The following is a 21861-nucleotide window of genomic DNA, read 5'->3' as shown; positions in this document are numbered from 1 at the left end:
TTAAGGAGTTAACTATGGCCGTAACTAAGCTGGTTCTGGTCCGCCACGGCGAAAGTCAGTGGAACCAGGAAAACCGCTTTACCGGATGGTATGACGTCGATCTTTCTGATAAAGGTCGCACCGAAGCCAAAGCAGCCGGTCAGCTGCTGAAAAAAGAAGGTTTCGTCTTTGATTTTGCTTACACTTCCGTGCTGAAACGCGCCATTCACACGCTGTGGAATGTTCTCGATGAGCTGGATCAGGCCTGGCTGCCGGTTGAAAAATCCTGGCGTCTGAACGAGCGTCACTACGGCGCGCTTCAGGGTCTGGACAAAGCAGAAACCGCCGCTAAATACGGCGACGACCAGGTAAAACAGTGGCGTCGCGGCTTCGCGGTTACGCCGCCGGAGCTGGATCGCAGCGATGAGCGTTTCCCTGGCCACGACCCGCGCTATGCGAAACTGAGCGCTGAGCAGCTGCCGACCACCGAAAGCCTGGCGCTGACCATCGATCGCGTTATTCCTTACTGGAACGAGAGCATTCTGCCGCGCATCAAGAGCGGTGAGAAAGTCATCATCGCCGCCCACGGCAACTCGCTGCGCGCGCTGGTGAAATACCTCGACAACATGAGCGAAGACGAAATTCTGGAACTGAACATCCCGACCGGCGTGCCGCTGGTGTATGAGTTCGACGAGAATTTCAAACCGATCAAACACTACTATCTGGGCGATGCCGACGAGATCGCAGCGAAAGCCGCAGCCGTTGCTAACCAGGGTAAAGCAAAGTAAGCGCCCGCTGAAATGCAGAAAGGCCAGACAGCTGTCTGGCCTTTTTTATGGCTGTCGATCGCTCGCAAAGGCGGCGGCTCTGCCCGACCGGCGTCTTCAGAGAGTCGGCGTCGGTCATAACCCGCGCCGCGCGGCTAAAAAGGCGCGGCGCGTTCTGCCGTCGGTATAACGCCTGGCGCTTTGATTTACGCCGCCCGCGTTTCCGGCACGCTTAATTAACCGCGACGCTGCTTAACTGCAGCCGCGAGCTGGCGCAGCACCTTATCGGTATCGTCCCAGCCGATACAGGCATCGGTGACGCTCTTGCCATAGACCAGCGGCTCGCCGCTCTCCAGGCTCTGATTGCCTTCTACCAGATGGCTTTCGATCATCACGCCGATAATGCCGTGCTCGCCGCCTGAAATCTGCGCGGCCACGTCACCAGCAACCTCCATCTGTTTTTTGAACTGCTTGCTGCTGTTGGCGTGGCTGAAATCGATCATCACCTGCTGCGGCAGCCCTGCCTTCTCCAGCCCGGCTTTCACCGCGCTGACGTGATGCGCGCTATAGTTCGGCTCTTTGCCGCCGCGCAGAATAATATGGCAGTCCGCATTGCCGCTGGTTTCAACAATGGCCGAGTGGCCATACTTGGTCACCGACAGGAAACAGTGTGGAGAGCCGGCGGCATTGATGGCGTCGATCGCCACCTTGATGGTGCCGTCGGTGCCGTTTTTGAAGCCGACCGGACAGGAGAGACCAGACGCCAGCTCGCGGTGCACCTGCGATTCGGTGGTGCGCGCGCCGATCGCTCCCCAGCTCATCAGATCCGCCACGTACTGCGGCGTAATCATATCGAGAAACTCACCCGCTGCCGGCAGGCCGCTGTCGTTGATCTCCAGCAGCAGCTGGCGCGCCAGGCGCAGTCCGTCATTGAGCTGAAAGCTGCCGTCCATATAGGGATCGTTAATCAGTCCTTTCCAGCCAACCGTGGTGCGCGGCTTTTCAAAATAGACGCGCATGACCACTTCCAGCTCGCCTTTCAGCTCATTGCGCAGCGTCAGCAGGCGCGAAGCGTACTCTTTGGCGGCCTGCGGATCGTGAATAGAGCACGGGCCGATCACCACCAGCAGGCGATCGTCCTCGCCTTGCAGGATCTGATGGATCGCCTGGCGAGCGCTGGCTACGGTGCGCGCAGCATTGTCGGTGGCGGGAAATTTTTCCAGCAGCGCAACGGGAGGCAGCAGCTCTTTAATGTCCCGAATGCGTAAATCATCGTTCTGGTAATTCATAACTCATTCCATTATTCCTGGCCCAACGCGCGTCGGGCGCAACCCGGTCAATTTATCCCGTTGCGTCCGGAGAGTAAAATCAGGACGCGTCTTAAATGCATGTGTGAAATTTGCATTTATAGGGTTATCAACTAGGCTTTTAACTTGTAAGCACTGAGTAATGCTTCGCTTACATTATTTACCTCTTCAGGATGTCCTCTGGGTGAAATTTAATTTCGCCGGAACCTCTTTGCGTCAAACTGCACCATCGGGTTCAAAACAGCAGCTATCATTGATTACAGGAGCATAATGATGAATAAGTTTGCAATTATCTTTTTGACGGCAGCAATGACATTAGGCAGCGGCGCGGCAATGGCCGACAACAACGGCACGGCTAACCAGGCAGCGGAAGCAGGTGCGGCGGCCGGCGGCGCAAAACAGAATCTGCCGCCAAACAAAGTCGATAACAGCAAAATTAATAACACTGACACCAACACCAATCCTGCGGCTAGCGGCAGCAGCACGGGCAGCGGCAATATGTCCGCCAATGAAATGGACCAGAACAGTCAGTGTAAAGACGGCAAATGCCCGGATATAAACAGCAAGGTGCAAACCAAAGAGGGTGGCGGCACCGTTGACCGCAAAACCGACGGCACCTCGCAGTAATATCTTCTGGAGAGCTTCGGCTCTCCTTTATTTTTCTCTGTGCTAACTTCCGCTATGCTGGGGCAATGAATGTTGTCAGGATATTTTCATGGCCTCGCTGTTGTTAATAGACGATCACCCGCTGGTTGAAGTCGCGCTGGAAGCCGCGCTTGAACAGGCTCCTTTTCCCATTACCTTGCGTTCCGCCGCCAGCGAGCGGCAGGCGCGTCAGTTGCTGACGCAGCCCACCGATATTATCGTGCTGGATATTGGCCTGCCGGACAGCGATGGTCTGGAAATTCTGCGCCGTCTGAACCTGCATTTTCCCCATATTCCGGTGCTGATCTATTCCGCGCAGCAAGGCAATCACTACCTGCGCAGCGCGCAGGCGCTGGGCGCGGCAGGCTATGTCGTCAAAAGCCAGCGCATGGAGCAGCTGCTCAGCGCCATCCTCGCCGTGCTGGGCGGGAAGCAGGCTTTCCCGCCTGCGGTCACCGCCCCTGCCCTGCCGTTAACCAGTAAAGAGCAGCAGGTGCTGGCGCTGCTGGCCAACGGTCTGTCAAATCTGCAAATTGCCGAGCGGCTGCATATCAGCAACAAAACCGTCAGCACCCATAAAAAGAATATTCTGGAAAAAACCGGCGCGCGCTCGGTGGTGGAGCTGGCCGATCTATGGAAAGCGCAGCAGTGATACGTACGCTGCTGCTGATACTTGTTCTCAGCCTGACCACGACGCTGGCGCTGGCGGACCTCCGCCCGGTCAGCAGTCTCGATCTACCGATGATGATGCCGGTCAACGGCGCCGATGCGATGCAGGGAAAAACCCTGCGCGTCGGGCTGCTGGAAGAGAGCAACGCCCCCTGGACGATGCGCGTCGGCGATGAACTTTACGGTCTGGACGCCGATGCGCTGAGCGCGCTGCACCAGCTCACCGGCGCGCGTTTTTCGCTGAGCCTGTTTGCCGATCGCGCCCGGCTTATGGCCGCCTTACAGGCTAACCAGATCGATTTTGCGCTGGGGGCGCTGCCGAATCCTCTGCCGGACGGCGTGCTGCACAGCGAAAGCTGGTTTACCAGCCCGCTGCGGATCTATCGCAGCCAGCGCAACGCGCGCGCGGTGATGTTTAACAGTCAGAATGCGCAGCTCGCCATCAGCGATATTACCCTCGCGCAGCTGCCAGCGGCCGTGGCAGAGAAACATCGCTGGCGCACCTACAGCAACGATCTTCAGGCGCTCTCTACGCTGCTCAACCAGCAGAATGATTATGTAGTGGCGGATGAGATCAGCGCCAGCTTCCTGCTTAGCCAGCTTCAGCAGGGAGAGATTTACCAGATTGCCTCGGACCAGGATGTCGGCCAGCTGACGCTGCGCGCCTTCGCCCGCGACGCTGCGCTCATCAACTGGCTGAACGGCAGCCTGCGCCAGCTGCCCGCCGAGCTGGTCACCTATTTGCAGTCGCGCTGGGGCGCCCCGCTGCCGCGCTATCAGGATACGCAAACCCTGATGCTGAGCGCGGCGGAGCGTGAGTGGCTGGCTGCGCATCCGGTGATCTATTATGCGGCGGAGAGCGATAACGCGCCCTGGAGCTATCGGGACGGCAACGGCGCGGCGCGCGGTTACAGCGTCGATCTGCTGAACGCCATTGCGCAGAGCAGCGGCATCCGCTTCGCGCCGCGCTGGGTTGCGGGTCCACAGCAGGCTGAAGAGTTGCTGGCGCAGCATCAGGTTCAGCTGCGCCTGATGCAGCCGCTCAACGGCGAAGCGATCCAGAACGCCACGATGCCGGTCTGGCGCGCCCTGTGGGGTATTTACAGTCAGCGCGACGCCCCCTTTAGCCGCTGGCACGATCTGGCGGGCAAGCGCGTCGGAATTTTACGCGATGCGGTAGCGGCGCAGCTGCTGCCCGCTGACGTGACGCCTCAGGTGTTTGCCGACCGCGCCAGCCTGTACGACGCGCTGGCAAACGGCCAGATCGACGCGCTGGCGGATAACGTGCTGTCGGCGCGCTGGCGCATCGCCGGACGCTACGGCGATCGTCTGCATCTGGCCTTCGCCGCCAGCGATATCGCATGGCCGGTCGCGCTGGGCGTGGCCAGCGATCAGCCGCTGCTGCGCCCGCTGCTTAACCGCGCGCTACAGCAGATCCCGGTTGATACCCAGCGCCAGATGCGCGATGGCTGGCTCACGCCGCCGCAGCCCGGCAACGCGATGACGATGCGCTCTCTGCCGCTGCTGGTGCTGATCGCCGCGGGCGTGGCTATCGTGATATTGCTGGTGCTGCTGGCGCGACGTTACTGGCAGCAGCGCCGCGAGCGTATTCAGCGCCAGCAGGCCGAACGCGCCAACGCCATGAAGAGTCAGTTTCTCGCCACCGTCAGCCACGAGCTGCGTACGCCGATGCAGGCGATTCTCGGCCTGCTTGAGCTGGAAAAGGATCGCTCCAGCAGCCTGGCGCTGATCCACAGCAGCGCCAGCTCGCTGATGACGCTGTTAAACGATTTGCAGGATCACGCGCGCATCGAGAGCAACAGTTTTACCCTCGCCCCGCGCCCGCTGGCGCTGCGCGAATGGCTGGCGCGGCAGCAGCACTTTTACCATCCTCTGATGCGCGCAGGCGGCCCTGAGCTGATTGTCGAGGCGGTGACGCCCCTGCCGGAAAGCGTGCTGATCGACGCGGACCGGCTACAGCAGGTGATCAATAATCTGATGACCAACGCGCTGAAGTTTACCGCGCAGGGAACGATTCGCCTGACGCTGGCCGCCAGCGAGCAGCTGATTTTTACCGTGCAGGACAGCGGCAGCGGCATTCCGCCGCAGGAGCAGCCGAAGCTGTTCGATCCCTGGTATCAGGCGCCTTCAGGGAAAAAGGTCTCGGTGCAGGGCAGTGGGCTGGGCCTGTTTATCTGTCGGGAGATTGTGCAGCGCATGGGCGGCAGCATCGCGCTGCGCTCACAGCCCGGTAAAGGCACCGAGGTCAAGGTCAGCCTGCCGCTGACGCGCTGCGAGGCCGCCGCGCAGGAGAGCGCGGTGCTGCCCCGCTATGCCGCGCTGCGCGTCGCGGTGGTCGACGACCATCCGGCTAATTTGCTGGTGTTGCAGCAGCAGCTGGCGCGTTTTGCCATTGAGGCGGACTGTTTCGCCGAGGGCCGCGCGCTGCTGCGCGCCGATGCGGCGCAGCCCTACGATCTGCTGTTTATCGATCAGATGATGCCGCGCCCTGACGGGCAGCTGCTGCTGCGGCTGCTGCGTCGTCGCGATCGCCAGCGCCGTAAGCCGGCGCTGCACGTACTGTGCTCCGCCGACGCGCAGATGCTCAGCCTGCCGTTGCAGGAGAATGAGCGGGTGCTGATTAAGCCGGTTCAGCTCAGCGACATCGCCGCGCTGCTGGCGCACTTCGATCGGGATCCGCTGGCAGCGCTGGATGAGAATCTGCGCCAGCTGGCGCAGCAGAATGATAAGTTTCTGACGCGCCTCAGCCAGACGCTGCGCGACGCGCTAAACGGCGATGTGGCGCGTATTACCGCGGCGCGTGCGGCCGGCGACTGGCCGCAGCTGGCGGAGGCCGCGCACCGCATGAAGGGAAGCTGGCTGCTGATTGGCCTGCAACAGGGAGCCGAGCTGAGTCAGCAGCTGGCCGATCGAGCGAAACAGCAGCAGGACGCGCCGCAGGAATGGAATTTGCTACTCTTACTCACCAACAGGTTACTGAAAAAACTGGACTCTTATGGCTCATAACCACACTCATAGCGCGCCGGCGGGCAACCGTAAACGTCTTGCCGCCGCTTTCGCCGTCACGGCAATTTTTATGCTGGCGGAGGCCATCGGCGGCTGGCTTTCCGGTTCGCTGGCGCTGCTGGCGGACGCCGGACATATGCTGACCGACGCCGCTGCGCTGCTGATGGCGCTGCTGGCGGTGCAGTTCGCTCAGCGTAAACCCAATGCGCGTCATACTTTCGGCCTGCTGCGTCTTACTACGCTGGCGGCCTTTGTTAACGCTATCGCTCTGCTGGTGATTACCGCGCTGATTGTCTGGGAGGCGCTGCGCCGCTTCTATCAGCCGCAGCCGGTAACGGGCGGGTTGATGCTTGGCATTGCCGTTGCGGGCCTGCTGGCTAACCTGCTGTCATTCTGGCTGCTGCATCACGGCAGCGAGGAGAAGAACCTTAACGTACGCGCTGCCGCGCTGCATGTGATGGGCGATCTGCTCGGCTCGGTCGGCGCCATTGCGGCAGCGTTAATTATTCTCTATACCGGCTGGACGCCCATCGACCCGATTCTGTCGCTGCTGGTCTCGCTGCTGGTGCTGCGCAGCGCCTGGGCGCTGCTGCGCGAAAGCCTGCATGAGCTGCTGGAAGGCGCGCCAGACGTGATTGACGCAAAGAAACTGGCGCGCGATTTAACCCTGACGATTCCGGAAGTGCGTAATGTGCATCATGTGCATGTCTGGCAGGTGGGCGAGAAGCCGGTGGTGACGCTGCATGTGCATGTGATCCCCCCTTACGATCACGATGCGCTGTTGCAGCGCATCCATCACTATCTGCACCAGAAATACCATATCGCTCATGCGACGGTGCAGATGGAGTACCAGCCGTGCGCCACGCCGGACTGCGAGCTTGGCTATGATGACGGGTCAGCGGCGGCGCACCATCATCATCATCATCACGGCGAAGAGGTCCACCCTCACTGACGCGACAGCGCGCGCGAGCCATGCTGGCGCGCGCTCTGAATCCACATGCGCGATCCGTTCAGCGCGATCAGCGTCAGGATGGCGTACTCCAGCGACATCGCATAGACGCCCTGGCGCGCAAAGATCATCACGCTGATTACGTTGATCACCACCCACAGCAGCCAGTTTTCCACATATTTGCGCGTCATCAGGATCATCGCCACAATCGAGAGCACCATCATGCAGGAATCCCAGAACGGGAAGGCATCAGGCTGCAAGGTCGGCATCGCCACCTCCAGGCCAAGCGTGTTCATCAGCGACACCGCAATACGCGTCAGGAAGGCAAAGACCGGATCTATATAGCGCGTCATCAGCGCAATGGCGATGACGCAGGCGGCTCCCCAGCCCAGCGCTTTCGGTAACGGCAGCCAGCGGATTTTCAGCGCCGCCTGGTGGTCGTCGTTTTGTCGGCTCCAGGCGTACCAGCCATAGACGTTAGCGACAAAGAAGAAGAGTTGCAGCAGCAGGCTGGCGTAGAGCTGGATCTGAAAAAAGATCACGGCGAACAGCGTGACGTTGATCAGTCCAAAGGGGTAGTTAATGACTTTTTCCAGGCTGGCTAGCCAGATGCAGAGCAGGCCAGCCAGGGTGCCGATGGCTTCAATCCATGAGAGATCGTAGCCGCCTGCGCCGAGCGGAATGTGTACCAGGATATTGCTTGTACTAAAAAAATCCATCATGTCTTCCTCAGGCGTTCCCTTTTACCTTAAGCTTGAGTTCTGCTGCAAAGGATAGCATGCGGTTGAGCGGCAGTAATGCCGCCTCGCGCAGCGCGGGGTCAACCGCTATTTCATGCTGCGCGCCGCCCTGCTCCAGCCCTTCCGCAATGGCTTTCAGGCCGTTCATCGCCATCCACGGGCAGTGCGCGCAGCTGCGGCAGGTTGCGCCCTCGCCCGCCGTCGGCGCTTCCAGCAGAATTTTGTCCGGCACCGCCTGCTGCATTTTGTAGAAGATGCCGCGATCGGTCGCCACGATCATCTGCGGATGCGGCAGCTGCCGCGCCGCCTGAATCAGCTGGCTGGTGGAACCGACCGCGTCCGCCAGCTCGACTATCGCCTGAGGGGATTCCGGGTGCACCAGCACCGCCGCGTCGGGATAGAGCGTTTTCATGCGCAGCAGCGCCTGGGTTTTAAACTCGTCATGCACAATGCAGGCACCCTGCCAGCACAGCACGTCAGCCCCGGTTTTCTGCGTGACGTAGCGACCGAGATGACGATCCGGCGCCCAGATGATTTTCTCGCCGAGGCTGTCGAGATGGTCGATCAGCTCAACCGCGATGCTGGAGGTGACAACCCAGTCAGCGCGCGCTTTGACCGCGGCGGAGGTGTTGGCGTAGACCACGACGGTGCGGTCAGGATGGGCGTCGCAGAAGGCGTTAAACTCATCAATGGGGCAGCCGAGGTCGAGCGAGCATTCGGCCTGAAGCGTTGGCATCAGCACCGTTTTTTCCGGGCTGAGGATTTTGGCGGTTTCGCCCATAAAACGCACGCCGGCGACTAGCAGCGTTGAGGCCGGATGGGTGCTGCCGAAGCGCGCCATTTCCAGCGAATCCGCCACGCAGCCGCCGGTTTCTTCCGCCAGCGCCTGGATTTCGGGATCGGTGTAGTAGTGAGCCACCATTACGGCGTTGCGCTCTTTTAGCAACCCTTTGATTTTTTCAATATAAAAGGTTTTTTCATCGGCGCTGAGCCGGGCGGGTTTGGCCGGGAAAGGATAAATAGCGTTTTCTGGATCGAATAAAGCACTCATTACACCGCTCTCGTTTTATCAAATGAACGAATATCGCTGAAGACGGCAATAAATCGTGATGATACCGCCATCCTGTTTTATATGCTAAACAAGATAGCGGAAACGCACAGCGGTGTCCTGCTCTTTTTATATCGCCTGTTTAGCCGATTCCTCCGCAAACAGCGGCAGCACGCCCGCTGTTTGCGGCATCTCCAGATCCAGCAGAAAGGCTTTTACCTCCAGACCGCCAGCAAATCCTGTCAGCTTGCCGTTTGCGCCGATGACGCGATGGCAAGGCGCCACGATTGAGAGCGGATTTCTGCCGTTGGCCGCGCCAACCGCGCGCACGGCCTGTGGATGACCAATCTGCCGGGCGATTTCGCTATAGCTGCGGGTTTCGCCAAAGGGAATGGTGACCAGCGCGTTCCAGACTTTTTTCTGAAAGTCCGTGCCCACAAAGTCGAGGGGCAGCTCAAAGCAGCGGCGCTCTCCGGCAAAATACTCCCGTAGCTGGCGCTCGGTTTCGATAAGCACAGGATGCGCGTCATCGCACGTTTGCGGTAAGAAGCGCGCGCCGTGAGGATCGTCGTTTTTCCATAAAATTGCTGCGAGTCCGCGCTCGCTCGCCACCAGTTTCAGTTCGCCCACTGGCGTAGAGACAAGTTTGAAGTGATACATGATGCCGTTCTCCCTGATTGAGACGTCCGTTATTATCGCATTTCGCCTGAGGCGCGCTGGCCGTTTTCGGTCATCAGGGTAAACTGCTTTGCTGTCCGAAAACAGCGAGTCTGCATCAGAAATCGGGTATAGGCTTTGTTTATTTACGGGAGTCATTATGTTCGATCCTGAGATTGCCTGGCAGGCGTTAACCTCGCGCGATCCCCGTTTCGACGGTGTGTTTTTTGTCGGCGTGACCTCGACCGGGATTTACTGTCGCCCGATCTGTCCGGTTAAAGCGCCGCAGCAAAAGAATTGCCTGTTTTTTTCCAGCGCCGAAGCGGCGGAAAAAGCGCATTTTCGCCCCTGTCTGCGCTGTCGTCCTGAGCTTGCCCCAGGCAATGCGCCGGTGGATCAGCCGCATCGCCTGGCTGAGCGGCTGATTCAGCGCATTGAAGAGGGGATGCTGGAACAGCATCAGGGGCTGGAGGAGATCGCCGCTGAGTTTGGCGTCAGTTTGCGCCAGCTGCGCCGTATCGTTCAGCAGGAGCTGGGCGTCTCGCCGCTGGAGCTGAAGCAGACGCGGCGGATGCTGCTGGCTAAGCAGCTGCTGACGGAAACCAGCCTGCCGGTGACGGAGGTGGCTTATGCCAGCGGTTTTAGCAGCCTGCGGCGTTTTAACGATGTGTTTCAGGCGCGCTATCGCATGACGCCGGGCGCGCTGCGTAAACGCACGGTGGTGGTGTCGACGCGCGCCCAGCCAGGCGACAGCGCCACGCTGCGTCTTAGCTATCGCCCGCCGTATGACTGGGAATCCATGCTGGCGTTTTTGCAGTCGCACCTGATGAAAGAGGTGGAGGCGGTGCAGGATGGCTGCTGGAGACGCACCGTGGCGCTGGGCCGCTGTCGCGGCTGGATTAGCGTGTCGCATCTTCCGCAGAAGAATGCGTTGCAGCTGGAGTTTTCTGTCTCGCTGACGCCGGTGCTGCCGGTGCTGCTGCGTCGCCTGCGCGATCTTTTTGATCTCAACGCGCAGCCGCAGCTGATTGCCGCTCGCCTGGGGCAGGACCCGCTGCTGGCACCAGGTCTGGCGCGGAATCCGGGTTTGCGCGTGCCGGGCGCTTTCGACGCTTTTGAGTTAGGGGTTCGCGCTATTATCGGTCAGCAGGTGACGGTGAAAGCCGCGACCACCGTGAGCAGCCGTTTTGCCGCCGCCTTTGGCGAACCCTGCGAGACGCCTTTCGCCGATTTGACGCGCTATGCGCCGCAACCCGCGCGGGTTGCCAGTCTGACGGTAGATGATGTCGCTCCCTTGGGTATTGTCAGCGCGCGCTCGCGCGCCATTATCGCCTTTGCGCAGGCGTGCGCTGGGGAGACGCTGCGCTTTAACGCGACGCAGTCCCCTGAGACGGTAATGAAGCAGCTGGTCGCCCTGCCGGGAATTGGTCCCTGGACAGCGCACTATATTGCGATGCGCGCCCTGCGCTGGCCAGATGCTTTCCCTAAAGAGGATATTGCTATCCGTAATAATCTTGGCGGTCTGAAGCCCGCTGAGGCGGAGGCGCGTTCGCAGCTGTGGCGACCGTGGCGCAGCTATGCGGTGATGCATATCTGGGAGAATTTGGCCGCGGCGAAGCCGAAGAAAGGGGCGTGAGGGGAAGCGCAGAAGTCGCTGCGAGGGGCTGTGCGTAATGCTGAGGACGTTCTGGTGCTAAGGCTGCTCTGAGGGCGGCGAGTCGCGCTGTGAGCACTCTGCGCGGCGCAGGAGCGGCTCTGAGTGCGGTGAGTAGCGCTGTGAGAACTCTGCGCGGCACAGGAGCGGCTCTGTGCGGTGAGTAGCGCTGTGAGAACTCTGCGCGGCGCAGGAGCGGCTCTGTGCGGTGAGTAGCGCTGTGAGAACTCTGCGCGGCGCAGGAGCGGCTCTGTGCGGTGAGTAGCGTTGTGAGAACTCTGCGCGGCGCAGGGGGAGCGGGCGCGATCGCAAAGAAAACCCACATCCCTGTGGGCCGGCCTCGCCATCCTGGCTCGGACGCTTTGCTCTTCGCGCCCGCTCCCCCTGCCCCATCCGACTATGGAGTGGCTTCAGGAAACAGGGAGAGGCTGAAACGAAAAAAGCGCCCATTGGGCGCTTTTCTCTGAATTGGTGGGTCGTGCAGGATTCGAACCTGCGACCAATTGATTAAAAGTCAACTGCTCTACCGACTGAGCTAACGACCCGCTCTGAGCTTACAACCCGCAAAGCCGAAGCCTGCGTAAAAAGATGGTGGGTCGTGCAGGATTCGAACCTGCGACCAATTGATTAAAAGTCAACTGCTCTACCGACTGAGCTAACGACCCATCTTTAGGCTGTGAAGCAATGCTGAAGTTTTCCGGCGACGCATGAAGCTGAATGTTCACTGCGAAGATGGTGGGTCGTGCAGGATTCGAACCTGCGACCAATTGATTAAAAGTCAACTGCTCTACCGACTGAGCTAACGACCCATCTTCAGGCTTGCCAGACACATTAACAATCTGTCCCGGCAACGGCGGCATATATTACTGATTTACCGAGGTAGCGCAACCCTTATTTTCCGCCAGCGGGTTCAACTGCTTACCTTTCATGCTGCCAGACCAGAAATCAGGCAATATCTGGCGCTGGCTGCATAAATTACAGCCCGGCGAGGCGTTTTTGCGCCTGCTTTGCTGAATCGGTGTTCGGGTAAAGTTTGACCACCTGCTGGTAAACCGCTTTGGCTTTTGCCGTATCGTTTTTTTCCTGCATGATGACGCCAACCTTTAACAGGGCTTCAGCCGCCTTGGGCGACTTGGGATAGTTTTTAACTACGGTAGCGTAGTAGTACGCCGCGTCGTCTTTTTTACCCTTGTTGTAATTCAACTGTCCCAGCCAGTAATTGGCATTCGGCTGGTAGGTCGAATCGGGGTAACGCTTTACCCACGCCTGTAACGCAGTAATTGCCTGGTCGTACTGTTTCTTTTCCAGAATCAGCGCCACCGCAGCGTTATAGTCGCTGTTGGCGTCGCCGCTCTGAGCCGGCGCGCCTGAGGAGGCGTCCGCGCTGCCTGCCGCCGCCGCTGCGCCCGTGCCTGCGCTTGCCGCAGGCGCAGAGGCGTCGCCGCTGCTTTGCGCCGCTGCGTTTCCGCCGCCGCTGCTCAGGCTATCGATCTGCTGATAAAGCTGCTTCTGCCGCTCGATGACCTGATTAAGCTGATAACTGTTTTGCTGGATTTGCCCGCGCAGCGAATCGATGTCGCTTTGGTTGTCACTCATCTGCTGCTGCAATTGTTGCAGAAGCTGAGCCTGGGCATTAGAAATTCGTTCAAGGGTGGTGACACGGTCTTCGACCGAGCCTGAGCCGACGCTACTGATTGACGCCTGGGCATTAGCGGCCCAGGGGGCCGCTACGCCAACCAGTAACGACAGACTTAACAGATGAAGTCTGAAGTTACTAATCATGTGATTCTCTTAGTAGACCAGAACGGCACGACGGTTTTTAGAGTAAGCCGCTTCGTCATGACCCAGAACAGCAGGTTTCTCTTTACCGTAAGAAACGATAGACATCTGGTCAGCCGATACGCCTTTGCCTTGCAGGTACATCTTCACGGCATTAGCACGACGCTCGCCCAGCGCGATGTTGTATTCCGGCGTACCGCGCTCATCCGCATGACCTTCGATGGTCACTTTGTATGACGGGTTGCTACGCAGGAACGCCGCGTGCTGGTCCAGCATCTGAGCGTAGTCAGACTGGACGTCATATTTGTCCAGACCGAAGTAAACGATGTTGTTCTGCTGGAGCTGCTGCATCTGCAGACGCGCCTGCTCGTCAGAAGACATGTTACCGCTGCCGTTCATGCCAGAACCATTGCCGTATGCGCCATCAGCGCCCATGCCAGTCTGGTCGTTGTTGTTGTTTTTGTGTGAGCTACAAGCGGCTACAGCCAGAACCGGCAGAGCCAGCATCAACCCTTTCAGCACTTTGTTCAGTTGCATTTCAAAAATCCCATTATTGTTAGATGTTTGCTCTATCCGCAGAGGCGGATATTACAGATACGGCGACCAGGCAGGTGATTTTACCTGTCCATCGGTTGCCGGAAGACGCGCTTTGAAACGCCCATCTGTGGATACCAACTGCAACACGGAACCCATCCCCTGAGTAGAGCTATAGATTACCATCGTGCCGTTTGGCGCCAGACTTGGCGATTCATCCAGGAACGTGCTCGTTAACGTCTGAACGGCTCCCGTTTCCAGATCCTGTTTGGCGACATGCTGAGCGCCACCGGCGCTGCTAATCATCACCATGGTTTTACCGTCGGCAGACACATCAGCATCCTGGTTTTGCGAACCTTCCCAGGTGATGCGCTGCGGCGCGCCGCCGTTAATGCCAATTTTATAAATCTGAGGCGCACCGGCCTGATCCGAGGTATAGGCCAGCGTCTGGCTGTCCGGGAACCAGGTCGGTTCAGTGCTGTTGTAGCGACCATCCGTCACCTGACGGGTCTGACCCGAAGCCAGATCCATCACATAGAGGTTCAGACTGCCGGTTTTAGAGAGGGCGAAAGCCAGCTTAGTGCCATCCGGCGAGAAGGCCGGCGCGCCATTGTGACGCGGATAAGAGGCCACCTGACGGATCGCGCCATTAGAGAGCGTCTGGACAACCAGCGCCGACTTGCCGCTTTCAAAGGTTACGTAAGCCACTTTAGACCCGTCTGGCGACCAGGCCGGCGACATCAGCGGCTGCGGTGAACGGTGCACGACGAACTGGTTGAAACCGTCGTAGTCCGACACGCGCAGCTCATAGGGGAACTGGCCGCCGTTGGTCTGCACCACGTAAGCGATGCGGGTGCGGAACGCGCCCTTGATACCGGTCAGCTTCTCGAACACTTCGTCACTGGCGGTGTGCGCGGCGTAGCGCAGCCACTGTTTGGTGACTTTATACGAGTTCTGCGCGATCACGTTGCCCGGCGAACCAGCGGTATCCACCAGCTGATAAGAGATCTGATAGCTGCCGTCCGGGTTCGGCTGAACCTGGCCGACAACGACCGCATCAATACCAAGCGCGGTCCATGCGGCGGGCTGCACCTCTTGCGCGCTGGTCGGCTGCTGCGGCAGACGAGAAACGTCGAGAGGGTTGAATTTGCCGCTGTTACGCAGGTCAGCGCCGACGATGCCGCCGACGTCTTCCGGCGCAGCGCCGGAACCGGCCCATTTAAAGGGCACGACGCCGATCGGGCGCGCCGTGTTGACGCCCTGTGTAATCTCAATGCGGACTTCTGCGTGCAGCATGGCCGCCCACAACAGTACAAAAAAGCCTAATGTGACACGAAGAGCTTGCTTCATTTTATCTCCCTTATCTGAACCTCAGTCCAAGATAACTGGCACAGTTCCTGAAAAACACGACTTCTGTTTGTTTACGGCTTAACCATAGATCAAGCTGCTGTAAGATACTGCATTATTGCGGTTTGAAATCCAGCGGCGCGTTCTTAAAGACCTGATAAACGTCCTGCGTCGGGGGCTTAGGAATGCGCGCCTGACGCGCGGCCGCTAAGGCTGCCTGACACAGCGCCGGATCGCCACCTTCTGCTTTGGCATCAATCAGTAAGCCATCCGGAGCCAGCTTAATACGCAGAGTACAGGTGCGGCCCTTGTAGTTTTCCCAATCGTAAAACTTACTCTGAATCGCTGCCTGGATCTGTCCCGCATAGTTACTGATATCCGCCCCGGATGCGCCAGATTTTTTCTGGTTGCCCTGCCCTGCTGGCGCACCGCCGCTGGCGCTGCCGCTTTTCGGCGCGTTTTTGCCGGAGGTCAGACCGCCAAGCAGATCGTCAACGTCGCTGCTATTTTTCGCCGCTTCCGCTGCCGCCTTTTTCTTTGCGTCGGCAGCCGCTTTGGCTTTCGCCGCCGCATCCGCTTTCGCTTTTGCTTCTGCCGCCGCTTTCTCTTTCGCGGCTTCCGCCTTCTCTTTAGCTTCCTGCGCCGCTTTCTCTTTCGCGGCCTCGGCCTTCTCTTTGGCTTCCTGCGCCGCTTTCTCTTTGGCGGCCTCGGCTTTCTCTTTGGCTTCCTGAGCGGCCTTAGCTTTTGCATCCGCTGCGGCTTTGGCTTTCGCTTCGGCGTCAGCTTTGGCTTTGGCATCGGCCGCAGCTTTAGCCTCTGCTACCGCTTTCTCTTTCGCGGCGGCAGCGGCGGCGGCTTTCGCCTGCTCTTCCGCTTTTTTCTTCGCGTCGGCGGCAGCCTGCTTCGCCTGCTCTTCGGCCTTCTGCTTCGCCTCGGCAGCGGCTTTAGCCTGCGCCTGCGCCTCGGCTTTCGCGTCGGCTTTAGCCTGTGCGGCGGCCGCTTCAGCCGCCTTCTGCTGTTCCTGAGCCGCTTTGGCCGCCGCTTCCGCCTGTTTCTGCTGTTCAGCCTGCGCTTTTGCTGCCTCTTGCGCCTGCAGGCGCTCTTTTTCCAGCGCCTTCAGACGCTGCTGTTCAGCGGCCTGTTTCTGCTGTAGCTCTTCCGCCTGCTGCTGCGCCTGTTTCTGACGCTGCTGCTCGGCGCGCTGGCTGTCGCTTTTCTGGTTCTGCTGGCGATTGTACTGCTCGACTACGGCGCCGGGATCGACCATGACCGCGTCAATATCGCTCCCGCCGCCGCCGCCGCTGGCTTCAATGTTTTCGTGAAACGAACTCCACACCAGCAGCGCGATCAGCACGACGTGCAGAGCCACCGATATAATTATCGCGCGCTTTAACTTTTCGTTTTGCTCGGTTGCCTTCGACACTCTCGGTTCCCAAAAACGGTTCGACTTTAGATCGGCTGCGTCATCAAACCGACAGATTTAACCCCTGCCTGATGCAGCAGGTTTAGCGCTTTAATAATTTCGTCATAAGGCACATCCTTCGCGCCGCCAATCAAAAAGACGGTCTTGGGATTGGCCTCGATGCGACGCTGCGCTTCGCTGACTACCTGCTCCGGCGGCAGCTGCTCCATACGATCGTGATCCACTACCAGGCTGTACTGGCCAACGCCTGAGACTTCGACAATCACCGGCGGATTATCGTCGCTGGAGACCGTTTTCGAATCGGTGGCATCTGGCAGATCGACCTCGACACTCTGAGTAATGATCGGCGCTGTCGCCATAAAGATCAGCAGCAGCACCAGCAGGACGTCGAGCAGCGGAACGATATTGATTTCCGATTTCAGATCGCGGCGGCCGCGACCACGTACTCTGGCCATGGTTTACCCCCGCTTACTTCGTGTTTTCGCTGGAGAAGGCCTGACGGTGCAGAATGGCCGTGAACTCTTCCATAAAGTTGTCGTAGCCCTGTTCCAGTTTATTTACGCGCTGATTCAGGCGGTTGTAGGCCATAACCGCAGGGATCGCCGCGAACAGACCGATCGCCGTCGCGATCAGCGCTTCGGCGATACCCGGCGCCACCATTTGCAGCGTCGCCTGCTTGACCGCGCCCAGCGCGATAAAGGCGTGCATGATGCCCCAGACGGTACCGAACAGACCGATATAAGGACTGATGGAGCCGACGGTGCCAAGGAAAGGAATATGGTTTTCCAGCGTTTCCAGTTCGCGATTCATGGAGATGCGCATGGCGCGGCTGGCCCCTTCGACCACCGCCTCCGGCGCATGGCTGTTGACGCGATGCAAACGAGCGAACTCTTTAAAGCCCGCATAGAAAATCTGCTCAGAGCCGCTCAGCTCTTCGCGACGGCCCTGGCTTTCCTGATACAAACGCGAAAGCTCAATGCCGGACCAGAATTTGTCTTCAAACGCTTCCGCCTCGCGTCCTGCCGCATTCAGGATGCGGGTACGCTGAATAATGATGGCCCAGGAGGCAATGGAAAAGCCGATCAAAATCAACATGATAAGTTTGACCAGAAGGCTTGCCTTCAGGAACAAATCAAGAATGTTCATGTCAGTCACTGCTTGAACTCCGCGACAATAGACTTGGGAAGCGCAATCGGCTTCATAAGATGTGGGTTGATGCAGGCAATCAGGACTTCTGCTTCATTCAGGACCTTGCCTTCTGCATTTACGATACGCTGAGAGAACGTCATGGTCGCACGCGTCATCGCCGTGACTTCGCTCTGAATTTCCAGAAGGTCATCGAGACGTGCCGCCGAAACATAGTCCACCGTCATACGCCGCACCACAAAAGCAACCTGCTCTTCCAGCAGGGTTTGCTGATTGAAATGGTGCTGTCGCAGCATTTCGGTACGTGCTCGTTCATAAAAAGCAATATAGCTGGCATGGTAAACCACGCCACCGGCATCAGTGTCTTCGTAATAGACCCGAACCGGCCAGCGAAACAGCGTTGTACTCACTCTACATCCCGGTCTCGTTTTTAAACGTTGCTACTATACGCAAGAGATTTCGGGTTGGGAATGGGCTGCCAGAGCCAGGAGAAAATAATTATCAGACGGAAACAAAAGGAAGGATTTTCAGCAGATTTCTTGACCTGTCGCTGACACTACTCCACCGCCAGCGACGGTCACAGCGCGCTAACGCCAGAACCAGTAGAGACCAAACAGCAGCGCAATCTGAGCCAGCAGCGGCGCAAAGAACGCCATCCAGCGCGTGCGGCGCAGCTGAAAGCCTACGCCGTGGATCACGCCGGCGCATACGGCCCAGATCACCAGGATGCCCTGCCACACTGACAGAGTGCTGGTGTGCGCGGCGTAGCGCGACGGGTCCCAGAATAAACAGCCGGCGACGATAAGCGCGAGAATGAGCGAAAGGGCCCGCAAAGGCCCTTTGTTCATCAGACGATAGGCCGTCCGAATAAACTTGCGCATCACGCACGCTCGTCCTGAGCAGCGCTGTCTTCCGCGTGTTCAATCGCCAGCGCGGTGATGACGCCAAAAGCACAGGCCAGCAGAGTGCCGAGAATCCAGGCAAAATACCACATGCGTCGTCTCCTTAATCAGTAAAGTGAGTGCGTGTTGCGCTCAATATCTTCTTTGGTGATGCGGCCATACATTTTGTAGTAACACCAGCTGGTGTACGCCAGAATGATCGGCACGAAAACCATAGCCGCAAAGGTCATCACCGTTAGCGTGCGCAGGCTTGAAGTGGAATCCCACATCGTCAGGCTCATGCCGGGTTCAATGCTCGACGGCATGATAAAGGGAAACAGCGCAATGCCTGCGGTCATAATCACGCACGCCAGCGTCAGCGACGAGCTGACAAACGCCAGACCGCCCTTCTCGCAGCGTGAGAACAGCACCGTCAGCAGCGGCAGCGCCACGCCCAGCAGCGGGAAGAGCCACAGCGCAGGCATGGCATTGAAGTTCGCCAGCCAGGCGCCGGCTTCACGCACGACGGTTTTGCCCAGCGGGTTCGACGCCGCGTGATGATCGATAGCGCTGGTGATCACATAGCCATCGATGCCGTATTTTACCCAGACGCCCGCCAGCACGAAGCACAGCATCATAACCAGCGCCGCCACCTGCGACACCGCGCGTGAACGCAGGTGCAGTTCGCCGCTGGTGCGCATCTGGAGATAGGTCGCTCCCTGCGTCAGGATCATCGCCACGCTAATCACGCCCGCCAGCAGAGCAAACGGGTTCAGCAGCTGGAAAAAGTTGCCGGTGTACTCAAGGCGCAGGAAATCATCGGCATGGAACGGCACGCCCTGTAGCAGGTTGCCGAACGCCACGCCTATCACCAGCGGCGGCACAAAGCTGCCGAGGAAAATGCCCCAGTCCCACATGCCGCGCCAGCGCATATCTTCAATTTTAGAACGATAATCGAATCCTACCGGACGAAAAAACAGCGATGCCAGCACCAGAATCATCGCCACATAGAAACCGGAAAAGGCCGCGGCGTAGACCATTGGCCAGGCCGCGAACAGCGCGCCGCCTGCGGTGATCAGCCAGACCTGATTGCCGTCCCAGTGCGGCGCGATGCTGTTGATCAGAATGCGACGCTCGGTGTCGCTGCGTCCCATAAAACGCGTCAACATCCCTACGCCCATATCCAGGCCGTCGGCAATCGCGAAACCCACCAGCAAAATGCCAATCAGCAGCCACCAGACAAAGCGCAAAACTTCATAATCAAACATCGTTGCTCTCCTTATCCGCGTACCGGCTCAGCCGCTGTCGCGACCTGCTCATGGTGATAACGTCCGGTTTTCAGACTGCTCGGACCGAGACGGGCAAATTTGAACATCAGATACATCTCCGCCACGAGGAACAGCGTATAGAGACCGCAGATCAGCAGCATGGAGAACAGCAGATCGCCCACGGTCAGCGAGGAGTTGGCCACCGAGGTCGGCAGCACCTCGCCGATCGCCCATGGCTGACGGCCATATTCCGCCACAAACCAGCCCGCCTCTACGGCGATCCACGGCAGCGGAATGCCGTACAGCGCGGCTTTCAGCAGCCAGCGATGTTGACCGACGCGGTTACGGATTACGCTCCAGAAGGAGAAGGTGATAATGCCCAGCAGCAGGACGCCGGCCAGCACCATAATACGGAAGGCGAAATAGAGCGGCGCGACGCGTGGAATGGAGTCTTTCACCGCCTGCTGGATCTGGGCTTCGCTGGCATTCGCCACGTCTGGCGTGTAGCGCTTCAGCAGCAGACCGTACCCCAGATCCTGTTTATGCTGGTTAAAGGCTTCGCGTACTGCCGGATCGTGACTGCCGCTGCGCAGCTCATTGAGCAGCGTGTAGGCTTTCATACCGTTGCGGATACGGACTTCATGCTGAGCCATCAGATCTTTCAGTCCGGTTACCGGCGTATCGATCGAGCGCGTGGCGATCAAGCCCAGCAGCGCAGGGATCTGCACCGCGCTGCTATTTTCCTGTTTATCCTGATCGGGCAAGCCAAATAGCGTAAAGGCCGCAGGCGCAGGCTGGGTATCCCACTCTGCTTCAATGGCCGCCAGTTTGGTTTTCTGCACGTCGCCCATTTCGTAACCTGACTCATCGCCGAGCACGATGACCGACAGCACCGCCGCCATGCCGAAGCTCGCCGCGATGGCGAAGGAGCGTTTAGCAAAGGCGATGTCGCGGCCTTTCAGCAAATACCAGGCGCTGATGCCGAGGATGAACATGGCGCCGGTGGTGTAGCCCGCCGCCACGGTGTGAACGAATTTCACCTGGGCGACAGGATTCAGCACCAGCTCCGAGAAGCTCAGCATCTCCATACGCATGGTTTCATAGTTAAATTCAGAGGCGATAGGGTTTTGCATCCAGCCGTTCGCGACCAGAATCCACAGCGCGGAGAGGTTAGAGCCTAGCGCTACCAGCCAGGTCACCGCCAGGTGCTGCTTTTTGCTCAGGCGATCCCAGCCAAAGAAGAACAGACCGACAAAGGTCGACTCCAGGAAGAACGCCATCAGGCCTTCGATAGCCAGCGGCGCACCAAAGATGTCGCCGACGTAGTGAGAGTAATAGGACCAGTTGGTGCCGAACTGAAACTCCATGGTCAGCCCGGTGGCCACGCCCAGCGCAAAGTTAATTCCGAATAACTTGCCCCAGAATTTGGTCATGTCTTTATAAATTTGTTTACCACTCAGGACGTAGACCGTTTCCATGATTGCCAGCAAAAACGCCATACCCAGCGTTAGCGGGACAAACAGAAAATGGTACATCGCCGTCAAGGCAAACTGTAAACGCGACAGCTCGACGATATCTAACATAGTGACTCCTTGCTCCTCGCATGAATATTTTCTGCGAATAACAACGGCAAACAGCAGGCATTGATGCGCAGAATAAGATTCAGGAACGGCTAATTATTGATTCCAGTTTTTTGTTACCGACGGATTAGCGTTATCCACGGCCCGAAATGAGCGAGTAACAGTGGTGAACATTCCCTAAAATCTTCACTTCAGTCCTTTCAGGCAGGTATGACAAAGAAGGTGCCGACAGCGCTGATAAATGCCTGGCACAAACGCCTGAATCTTACTGGAAACGACTGAATTGATGCAGCGCAATTTAAACCGGTTGGCTTGCGCTTTGCCAGCGGTAAAGTTTGTTAAATATCGATGATTTTTGATCTGGATTAACGCTTTAAATTTAGAGATATGTATGGTTGAGATGGTTGTTAATTATTTGTCACGCACAAATAGCAAAAATAAAAAAAAGACTTACTTGTGCT

General features: G+C 58.3%; 21 protein-coding genes and 3 tRNA genes. 6 read left to right on the top strand and 18 right to left on the bottom strand.

What is annotated here, in order from left to right:
* The first annotated feature begins 14 nt into the window (after positions 1-14).
* The gene (gpmA, locus tag BBB56_RS04635; RefSeq protein WP_103794935.1) at positions 15-767 is read left to right on the top strand and encodes a 2,3-diphosphoglycerate-dependent phosphoglycerate mutase; all 753 of its coding nucleotides are present in this window, start codon (positions 15-17) and stop codon (positions 765-767) included.
* 215 nt (positions 768-982) lie between these two features.
* Here the strand turns inward: gpmA and aroG are convergent, their stop codons facing one another.
* A complete protein-coding gene (gene aroG, locus BBB56_RS04630; RefSeq protein ID WP_123799233.1) occupies positions 983-2035 on the bottom strand; it encodes a 3-deoxy-7-phosphoheptulonate synthase AroG in 1053 nt (350 codons plus the stop codon).
* A 288-nt stretch (positions 2036-2323) separates the two neighbouring features.
* On the opposite strand from aroG, the gene BBB56_RS04625 reads away from it, so the two are divergent.
* The 4 genes from BBB56_RS04625 to zitB all read left to right on the top strand — a co-directional run bounded on the left by BBB56_RS04625 (position 2324) and on the right by zitB (position 7346).
* Positions 2324-2680 (top strand): YbgS-like family protein, encoded by a 357-nt coding sequence (locus BBB56_RS04625; protein WP_123799231.1) that lies wholly within the window; start codon positions 2324-2326, stop codon positions 2678-2680.
* A gap of 88 nt (positions 2681-2768) precedes the next feature.
* Positions 2769-3350, top strand: a complete 582-nt coding sequence (locus BBB56_RS04620; protein WP_123799228.1) for a response regulator transcription factor — start codon at positions 2769-2771, stop codon at positions 3348-3350.
* Positions 3332-6394 (top strand): hybrid sensor histidine kinase/response regulator, encoded by a 3063-nt coding sequence (locus BBB56_RS04615; protein ID WP_123799225.1) that lies wholly within the window; start codon positions 3332-3334, stop codon positions 6392-6394. The genes BBB56_RS04620 and BBB56_RS04615 overlap by 19 nt, the downstream gene beginning before the upstream one ends.
* Positions 6384-7346 (top strand): CDF family zinc transporter ZitB, encoded by a 963-nt coding sequence (gene zitB / locus BBB56_RS04610; protein ID WP_123799222.1) that lies wholly within the window; start codon positions 6384-6386, stop codon positions 7344-7346. The genes BBB56_RS04615 and zitB overlap by 11 nt, the downstream gene beginning before the upstream one ends.
* Here the strand turns inward: zitB and pnuC are convergent.
* The 3 genes from pnuC to BBB56_RS04595 all read right to left on the bottom strand — a co-directional run bounded on the left by pnuC (position 7340) and on the right by BBB56_RS04595 (position 9791).
* Positions 7340-8062, bottom strand: coding sequence for a nicotinamide riboside transporter PnuC (pnuC, locus tag BBB56_RS04605; RefSeq protein WP_123799438.1), 723 nt, complete (start codon positions 8060-8062; stop codon positions 7340-7342). The genes zitB and pnuC overlap by 7 nt on opposite strands.
* Before the next feature lie 10 nt (positions 8063-8072).
* On the bottom strand, positions 8073-9134 hold the full coding sequence (nadA, locus tag BBB56_RS04600) for a quinolinate synthase NadA (protein WP_123799219.1): 1062 nt from the start codon (positions 9132-9134) through the stop codon (positions 8073-8075).
* A 126-nt stretch (positions 9135-9260) separates the two neighbouring features.
* A complete protein-coding gene (locus BBB56_RS04595) occupies positions 9261-9791 on the bottom strand; it encodes a methylated-DNA--[protein]-cysteine S-methyltransferase (RefSeq protein ID WP_123799216.1) in 531 nt (176 codons plus the stop codon).
* 157 nt (positions 9792-9948) lie between these two features.
* Between BBB56_RS04595 and BBB56_RS04590 the strand changes: the two genes are divergently transcribed.
* The gene (locus tag BBB56_RS04590; RefSeq protein WP_123799213.1) at positions 9949-11424 is read left to right on the top strand and encodes a DNA-3-methyladenine glycosylase 2 family protein; all 1476 of its coding nucleotides are present in this window, start codon (positions 9949-9951) and stop codon (positions 11422-11424) included.
* A gap of 487 nt (positions 11425-11911) precedes the next feature.
* Here BBB56_RS04590 and BBB56_RS04585 read toward each other — a convergent pair.
* The 14 genes from BBB56_RS04585 to cydA form a co-directional block, all read right to left on the bottom strand.
* A tRNA-Lys gene (locus BBB56_RS04585) sits at positions 11912-11987 on the bottom strand.
* A 44-nt stretch (positions 11988-12031) separates the two neighbouring features.
* Positions 12032-12107: transfer RNA gene (locus BBB56_RS04580), tRNA-Lys, on the bottom strand.
* 68 nt (positions 12108-12175) lie between these two features.
* Positions 12176-12251, bottom strand: a tRNA-Lys gene (locus BBB56_RS04575).
* Between the two features lie 166 nt (positions 12252-12417).
* Positions 12418-13224, bottom strand: a complete 807-nt coding sequence (gene cpoB / locus BBB56_RS04570; protein WP_123799210.1) for a cell division protein CpoB — start codon at positions 13222-13224, stop codon at positions 12418-12420.
* A gap of 9 nt (positions 13225-13233) precedes the next feature.
* Entirely contained in the window at positions 13234-13758 is a 525-nt protein-coding gene (gene pal, locus BBB56_RS04565; protein WP_123799207.1) for a peptidoglycan-associated lipoprotein Pal, read from the bottom strand.
* Between the two features lie 51 nt (positions 13759-13809).
* Positions 13810-15105 carry a Tol-Pal system beta propeller repeat protein TolB gene (gene tolB, locus BBB56_RS04560; protein WP_123799204.1) on the bottom strand — a complete coding sequence of 432 codons (1296 nt, stop codon included), beginning with the start codon at positions 15103-15105 and terminating at the stop codon, positions 13810-13812.
* A gap of 112 nt (positions 15106-15217) precedes the next feature.
* Positions 15218-16525 carry a cell envelope integrity protein TolA gene (gene tolA / locus BBB56_RS04555; protein WP_123799201.1) on the bottom strand — a complete coding sequence of 436 codons (1308 nt, stop codon included), beginning with the start codon at positions 16523-16525 and terminating at the stop codon, positions 15218-15220.
* A gap of 26 nt (positions 16526-16551) precedes the next feature.
* On the bottom strand, positions 16552-16980 hold the full coding sequence (gene tolR / locus BBB56_RS04550; protein ID WP_033751683.1) for a colicin uptake protein TolR: 429 nt from the start codon (positions 16978-16980) through the stop codon (positions 16552-16554).
* Positions 16981-16993: 13 nt separating this feature from the next.
* The gene (gene tolQ, locus BBB56_RS04545; RefSeq protein ID WP_123799199.1) at positions 16994-17680 is read right to left on the bottom strand and encodes a Tol-Pal system protein TolQ; all 687 of its coding nucleotides are present in this window, start codon (positions 17678-17680) and stop codon (positions 16994-16996) included.
* Complete coding sequence (ybgC, locus tag BBB56_RS04540) at positions 17677-18081, bottom strand: tol-pal system-associated acyl-CoA thioesterase (protein WP_120451485.1); 405 nt, start codon at positions 18079-18081, stop codon at positions 17677-17679. Before ybgC ends, tolQ begins: the two co-directional genes overlap by 4 nt.
* Positions 18082-18258: 177 nt before the next feature.
* The gene (ybgE, locus tag BBB56_RS04535; protein ID WP_123799196.1) at positions 18259-18552 is read right to left on the bottom strand and encodes a cyd operon protein YbgE; all 294 of its coding nucleotides are present in this window, start codon (positions 18550-18552) and stop codon (positions 18259-18261) included.
* Complete coding sequence (cydX, locus tag BBB56_RS04530) at positions 18552-18665, bottom strand: cytochrome bd-I oxidase subunit CydX (protein ID WP_123799194.1); 114 nt, start codon at positions 18663-18665, stop codon at positions 18552-18554. The genes ybgE and cydX overlap by 1 nt, the downstream gene beginning before the upstream one ends.
* Positions 18666-18680: 15 nt before the next feature.
* Positions 18681-19820 carry a cytochrome d ubiquinol oxidase subunit II gene (gene cydB, locus BBB56_RS04525; RefSeq protein WP_123799191.1) on the bottom strand — a complete coding sequence of 380 codons (1140 nt, stop codon included), beginning with the start codon at positions 19818-19820 and terminating at the stop codon, positions 18681-18683.
* Positions 19821-19831: 11 nt separating this feature from the next.
* Positions 19832-21403, bottom strand: coding sequence for a cytochrome ubiquinol oxidase subunit I (gene cydA / locus BBB56_RS04520; RefSeq protein ID WP_123799188.1), 1572 nt, complete (start codon positions 21401-21403; stop codon positions 19832-19834).
* Between the last annotated feature and the right edge of the window lie 458 nt (positions 21404-21861).

Origin of the sequence: Candidatus Pantoea deserta (genome assembly GCF_003813865.1) — a bacterium.
In the GTDB taxonomy this organism is placed as follows: Bacteria; Pseudomonadota; Gammaproteobacteria; order Enterobacterales; family Enterobacteriaceae; genus Pantoea; species Pantoea deserta.
The sequence above is the reverse complement of the archived record's forward strand: the minus strand, read 5'-3'. Positions and strand labels throughout refer to the sequence as shown.